This window comes from Pollutimonas subterranea (assembly GCF_002849655.1).
Classification (GTDB): Bacteria; Pseudomonadota; Gammaproteobacteria; order Burkholderiales; family Burkholderiaceae_B; genus Pollutimonas; species Pollutimonas subterranea.
In genome coordinates, this window is sequence record NZ_PDNW01000012.1 from 150,363 (window position 1) to 156,889 (window position 6,527).

3 protein-coding genes and 1 other RNA gene are annotated in these 6,527 nt (G+C 54.0%); 1 reads left to right on the forward strand and 3 read right to left on the reverse strand.

What is annotated here, in order from left to right; all coding sequences use genetic code 11:
- Positions 1 to 23: 23 nt before the first annotated feature.
- A complete protein-coding gene (gene sstT, locus CR159_RS14630) occupies positions 24 to 1,271 on the reverse strand; it encodes a serine/threonine transporter SstT (RefSeq protein ID WP_233208330.1) in 1,248 nt (415 codons plus the stop codon).
- 216 nt (positions 1,272 to 1,487) lie between these two features.
- On the opposite strand from sstT, the gene ssrA reads away from it, so the two are divergent.
- Positions 1,488 to 1,853, forward strand: a transfer-messenger RNA (tmRNA) gene (ssrA, locus tag CR159_RS14635).
- A gap of 106 nt (positions 1,854 to 1,959) precedes the next feature.
- Here ssrA and CR159_RS14640 read toward each other — a convergent pair.
- Together CR159_RS14640 and CR159_RS14645 are read right to left on the reverse strand one after the other, a co-directional pair.
- A complete protein-coding gene (locus CR159_RS14640) occupies positions 1,960 to 3,261 on the reverse strand; it encodes a DUF2254 domain-containing protein (protein ID WP_102074697.1) in 1,302 nt (433 codons plus the stop codon).
- Positions 3,262 to 3,513: 252 nt separating this feature from the next.
- A complete protein-coding gene (locus CR159_RS14645) occupies positions 3,514 to 5,634 on the reverse strand; it encodes a BCCT family transporter (protein ID WP_102074698.1) in 2,121 nt (706 codons plus the stop codon).
- Between the last annotated feature and the right edge of the window lie 893 nt (positions 5,635 to 6,527).

Sequence of the window (6,527 nt, forward strand, 5' to 3'; positions counted from 1 at the left end):
ACGGCCGCCCTGGCTGGAAGTCATCAGGACTGGGTTACCGTGACAGGTTCATCTTTGGAAGAGTACGAACCTGCCGCAGTAAATAGCACATCGGTGGACGAGTTCAAGGCGGTCTCGGCCGAGTCTTGAAGTACCCCGATTATGAACCCGACGCCCACGACCTGAATGGCAAGGTCGTCGGAAATCCCGAACAGGCTGCATGCCAGCGGTATCAGCAACAATGAGCCGCCAGCCACGCCCGATGCGCCACATGCGCAGACGGCTGCGACAACGCTTAGCAAAAGCGCCGTTGGCAAATCCACCACGATACCCAGCGTGTTCACCGCCGCAAGCGTGAGCACCGTAATGGTAACGGCCGCTCCGGCCATATTTATGGTGGCGCCCAGCGGTATGGAAACCGAATACGTATCTTCGTTCAGGCCCAGGCGCTTGCACAAGGCCATATTGACGGGAATGTTGGCGGCGGAGCTGCGTGTGAAAAACGCCGTTATTCCGCTTTCACGCAGGCAGGTGAACACAAGAGGATAAGGATTGCGACGCAGCTTGGCAAAGACGATCAGGGGGTTGACGACCAGCGCCACGAAAACCATGCATCCCAGCAACAGCGCCAGCAGCCGTGCATAATCCAGCAACGCGCCAAAGCCGGTATTGGCGATCGTAGAAGCCACCAGCCCAAAAATGCCGATAGGTGCCATCCGGATAACGATTTTAACGATAAAGGATATGCTCAGCGACAAGTCGGCAATAACGTTCTTGGTGGCGCCATGCGCATGGCGCAAGGCAATCCCCAATGCGATCGCCCAAGCCAGAATGCCGATATAGTTACCGTTGGCCAATGCCCGGATGGGATTGTCCACGATGTTCATGAGCAAGGTGGTGAGCACATCCGCAATGCTGCCCGGCGGACTCAGCTCACCGACCTCGGTTTTTAACTGTAGCGTCAACGGAAACAGGAAACTGGCAATCACCGCCACCAGGGCCGCTGCGAAAGTGCCGAAGATGTACAAGATCAGGATCGACCCGATACGGGTTTTTTCGCCTCGCTTGTGATTGGCGATAGATGCCGCCACCAATACAAACACCAGAATGGGAGCGACCGATTTCAACGCATTGATGAACAACTGGCCCAGCAATTCGACGTATTTGGCGGCGGCAGGGAAAAAGTATGCCAGTAGCACCCCCAATACCAATCCCACCAGGATTTGCGTCACCAGTCTGCCGCTGCTGGCGAACTGCACTAGCGGATTTTTCCTCATGAGGCTACGACTCATTACAACTCCAGAAACAAGCCTGCGGCTCGCATAGATAAACGTGTCACTCACTTGCCTGGCCGTGTCATTCTTGCGCGCTTGACGGCCGACAACACACTGAAATAGCGTCAGGGCTTGGCTCAATGTGGCTAAAAAGTGCTCAAACAGGCCATCGGCAATTTTACCATCGTCATCACGCTGGTCACTGGCTAGAAATAACTGTACAATTAGTCTTCTGGGGTCGATCCGGCTTCGACGTGGGTCGCGAAACAGAGTAGGGCATGCCGAGCACCAGTAAGCTCGTAAATCCACTGGAACACTACAAACGCCAACGACGAGCGTTTCGCTTTAGCCGCCTAGTGCGGTAAGCCGCTGCACTAATTTGTCTTTGGGTTAGGTAGGGTAAAACCTACAGCAGCGTCATTTACAAAGAATCGGATCTTGTTGGGTCACTCAGCCTGATCTTAAATTAATGTGAATCGCCAAGGAAGGGCCTGTCGGTTGGCATGATCCAAGGTTAAAACTCAAAATGAACCGAATAAGCATGTAGAACTGCCTGCAGAGGGCTTGCGGACGCGGGTTCAATTCCCGCCGACTCCACCAGTATTCAAAACCCAACCTTAATCGGTTGGGTTTTTTTTTGGCTCTTCCCCATTAAAGGGGGATCGACACTCAAAGAATACGGACAACGACCCACCGACTCAACCTGTCAAGCAGTACTCGACTTATTGGGCGTCCGTTCGGCGGGTTGCCACACCGCCCGGTATTCCACCCGTAGCCTTTCCGTGTCCTCAGGCAGCACCATCGCACTCGAAGCGGCTTCATGCGCGGTGAGGGCCAATCGGGATGCTGCCGCGCGAAGTTCCCCATTGGTTATTGAAGCTAATGCCGCTAACGCCTTCTGAAGACGCAACTGGATTTCCAATAGAGCAACGCCGTCCCGTATCAACGGTCGGAATGCATCGTCCAGAAGATCTTCGTCCCGAAGTGGCGGGACATATACTCGCTGGTAAAGTATGTGGTCTGCCGCGATTCCACGATCCCGTCCCGCCCACGCCATGAGCACGCGGGTCAATCTGCCTATGATGTCTATGGCAGTACCCGAGTCATTGAGGGCGGGAGACAGTGCCCGCGAGCCGATCTCAGTCAATACCGAAAGGCCGAAACGAGGATCCTGATCAAAAGAACGCTCATTCCCCACGGTATAGGCCTCTTCTATCTTCTCCGACGAGACACGCTGTCCATCGGGCCCCGGCACGACCGCAGCTATCAATTTGCCTGAATGAATAAACGTTCCCGGCAATGCAATAACGAAAATTTCGGCTTGCTGTTCGTCTGCGCAAATCTGCAGAGCCTTTATGTCGAGGTGCTGTACATATCCGGTTCTGGAAGCCTTCACCAAATAGGCTTCTGGCGGCAAACAGTGTGGATCCTGCAAGGGACGCCCGCCCAGGCAAGGAGCATCAATGCGGTCATTCAAAGCGTTCAGAACCGCTTCCTCAACTCGTTGCGACGTCTCTGCCACCCTTCCAAGTCGAGACAAATATTCTATCCAGCGCAACAATGTGATCACGATTAGCGCGACCACCAATATGGTGACACCGAACAAAATCAGCCGGGCCTGCACACCAAAGTAACCGGTGCTCAACGCAATGATTCCCACCAGACTGAACAGGAAAGATCCAATGAAGGTACCCAAGACGTTCTGAGTGGTGTGATCCTCCATAATCAGCTTGGTTGCACGCGGGGTGACATTGTTGGTAGCGGCAGAATATGCCTGAACCATGACCCCCAATGAGAAAGTCGTCACCGCTAACATGCTTGAAGCCATGATCTTAAGCACGTCGACGACCGCGTCACTGCCTATCTTTCCTGGAAAGTCGTAGGGAATGTAAGGGGCCAGAATAAGACTGGCGACGGCCGACACAACCCCCGCAACAACAAAAAAAGACGCTCGCAACCATAATTTCCGGCTGAACTGCAAAAGCAACCAACGCCACCTGGGCATCATGACAGTGCTCCTGTACGGTCGAGTACCTCAGAATGCGCGCATAAGCACAAGCCTCGGTGCGCAACGTTTTCTCCTGCGCCTCCTGATGACATCGGCACTAACCCTTTCTGACATAAAGCGATAGTAAGCCGTGCATTCAGCAAGTAACAGACCTGCAGCGCACTTCGGTGCAGGTGTTCGGGCTGCACGAACAGGGAGCTGGCGTCCAATGAACAGGTCATGCCTTGCGTGCGAGCCCCCACTCCTACGGCGTCACCTTTTTGAAGTTTGAGCAGCCGCCTCGTCATCGGGCTTTTCGTGCAGCATTTCATCATGTTCAGCCATCTTCCATGGCAGCACACCGGGTGAGATCTGTAGAAAGCTGAGATATCTTTCGAAATGATCCAGGATATCGCTGATCAGTTCCTGCTGTGTGTAACCATAGACGTCATACTCGAGTCCGCCACGCTGTAAAAACACCTCTGCGCGATAGTAAAGCGCGCTTGACTCGTGGGTCGCGGCATCTGTACTGCCGATGCCGTCTACATTGTTCGAGCTTCCAAAACTGGGCGATGCGAAGGCGGGCATCTCGTAGTCGCGCAGGCGCACTTCATATAAAAAGTCTAGTTGATCTGGCTTATGCACTTCGACTTCGAGGTAGGCACGACATGAATCGCTTTCCAACACTGCCTTGGCGGGCCAGCCCTGTTCATCCAGGCCTTGTGCCAGGCGTTTCATGGTGCTCATTACATCTTCAGTGATATAGGTCTTTACGTGATTGAGGTCGGGGTAGTCCACAATTCCAGCCAAACGCTTTTTCCAGGCATTGACCGGCCCACCTGTCGGGCGATGCTGTTTTTGTTGCTCCAGGCTTTTGTCACGGTGCGTTTCGATTGCCAATGCACGCCACATTCCGACCGCAGAAATAAGCAGAATGATCGAGAACGGTAGCGCACTGATGATAGTCATGCTTTGCAGCGCGTGCAGGCCTCCCGCCAGTAACAGCACAGCAGCTACGACACCCTCCAGAATGGCCCAGAAGGCGCGTTGAGTTGCTGGTGTATTAGCAATACCACCTGCCGCCAGTGAGTCAATAACCAAGGATGCCGAGTCAGATGACGTGACAAAAAAAGTGATGATCAATATCACCGTGAGGAAGGAGACAATCGAAGTTAACGGCAGATGTTCCAGCAACTTGAACAGTGCAATGGCGTTGTTGTTCTGTACTTCAGAAATTAGAGAGGTGTAGCCCTGGTTCATAATCGCGTAGAGTGCTGTTTCGCCGAACACCGAGAACCAGAAGAAGGTGAAGATCGTGGGAACCAGCATGACGCCAAACACGAACTGACGAATTGTGCGACCACGGCTGATCTTGGCGATAAACAGACCGACGAAAGGCGACCATGCGATCGTCCATCCGAAAATGAACAGTGTCCAGTTGCCTATCCAATCGCTGCGCGTATACGCCTGCAGATTGAACGTGCGTTCGATAATATTATTCAGGTACGCGCCGGTGTTCTGCAAAAACGTTTCGAGAATGAAAAGAGTTGGCCCCACGATGAACACAAACAGCATCAACGCTGTCGCCAGCACCATGTTCAAGATGGACAGGTTCTTCACGCCTTTGTCCAGACCGGCCACCACCGAAAACAGCGCCAAGCCTGTGATGGCTGCAATGGCGATAACTTGGACGGTGTTGTTAATAGGAATCGATGGCCACAGATAGTTCAGACCTGTGTTGATCTGCATAACCGACAGCCCCAGCGAGGTGGCCAAGCCGAACATAGTACCCAGGATGGCAACAATGTCGACGGTGTGGCCAATGGGCCCGTGGATGCGCTTTCCGATCAAAGGATAGAGCGCAGACCGCATCGACAGCGGCAGGCCGTGGCGAAACGCAAAATACGCCAGCACGAGTCCTACCAGACCATAAATCGCCCAGATGTGAAAGCCCCAGTGAAAAAATGTAATTTGCATGGCCTGCTTCGCAGCGTCAAGCGTTTGCCCGGCGCCTTGGGGAGGCATGGCATAGTGCAATACCGGTTCGGCCACACCAAAAAATAGCAGCGCAATGCCGTAGCCAGCCGAAAATAGCATTGCGAACCAGGAGACAAAACTATATTGAGGTTCGGAATGATCCGGCCCCAGCTTGATGTTGCCCCATTTGGTGGTCGCGACCAGTACGATGAATACCAGAAAGACCGCAACCGACAACATGTAAAACCAGCCAAAGTTGCGCGTGACGTAGGCTAAGGTGGCGGAAAACACATTGCCAGCCCCCTCCGGATTGCTAACAGTTGCCACCACCAGCAGCAGAATAAGGATGACTGACGGTATAAATACCGGCATCAGTATCGTTGTCTTCCAGTTGACTTTTGGTTGTGCAGCGGCCATGGCAACTCCTTTGTTCTGTATAAAGAGGGCTACGGGGAACCAGTACCCGCCCGGACTGCCGATCGTGAAAGATCCGTAGTCCTATACCGAATAGTGACATCTTTTAGAAAACTGAGAATTTATCTTGCTAAGCGGGAGGGTACCGGAGCCAAGGGATGGGGTTTTTTTGGCCGAAACGGCAATGTTGGTGGGCTCATTCGTGCGGCCCAAGCCACCAACGTCGTCCTGGCCATGTAGCGGCCGCGGCCTCTTCATAAGCCCCTTCTTGTAGGTACGCGCCTTGCTGAATAACCATTAAGTAATATTTAATGGTGACCTCAGCCCGCGGCCGGCAGGCACCGCAAAGGAGGATTCCATGCAACCGCTCGCCAATCATCGCCCAGACCACCCGCAAAATCCGGACATCGGCGTGCCACCAAAGCCAGGGCAGCCTTTGCCCAACCCAGAGAATCCCGACCTGCCGGGCACAAACTCCCCAGATCCGGACGATCCCGGCCAAGGCCAACCAATTCCGCCCGAGATGAAAAGCAGCAGGACGCGACACATGCGCTCTCCAGAGGTTTTTTGCATTCCAGACATGGCGATGGCAGCAGCCACGCCATCATCCCCCAGGAGATAGTGATGACAAAGCCAATACCGGACACCGACCCTCTGAAACGCGAGCCACCTGGGGAAATCAGCAAAGTCCCTGATAACGACGTAGGTGGCGGTGGACGCCCGGCCGGTAAGCCTGGAGAAACGGGTGGCACTTCGAAAGATGACCTAACCCGGACTTTTCACCATGAGGCTTGCGGGAGTGATTTTTGCGCCTTGATCTGACCGAGTGCTGCGCCGGTCTGCTTGGGGGCGGCGTTGGAGGAGATTTTCAGCGCTGCGGACGCAATTTCCCCTAC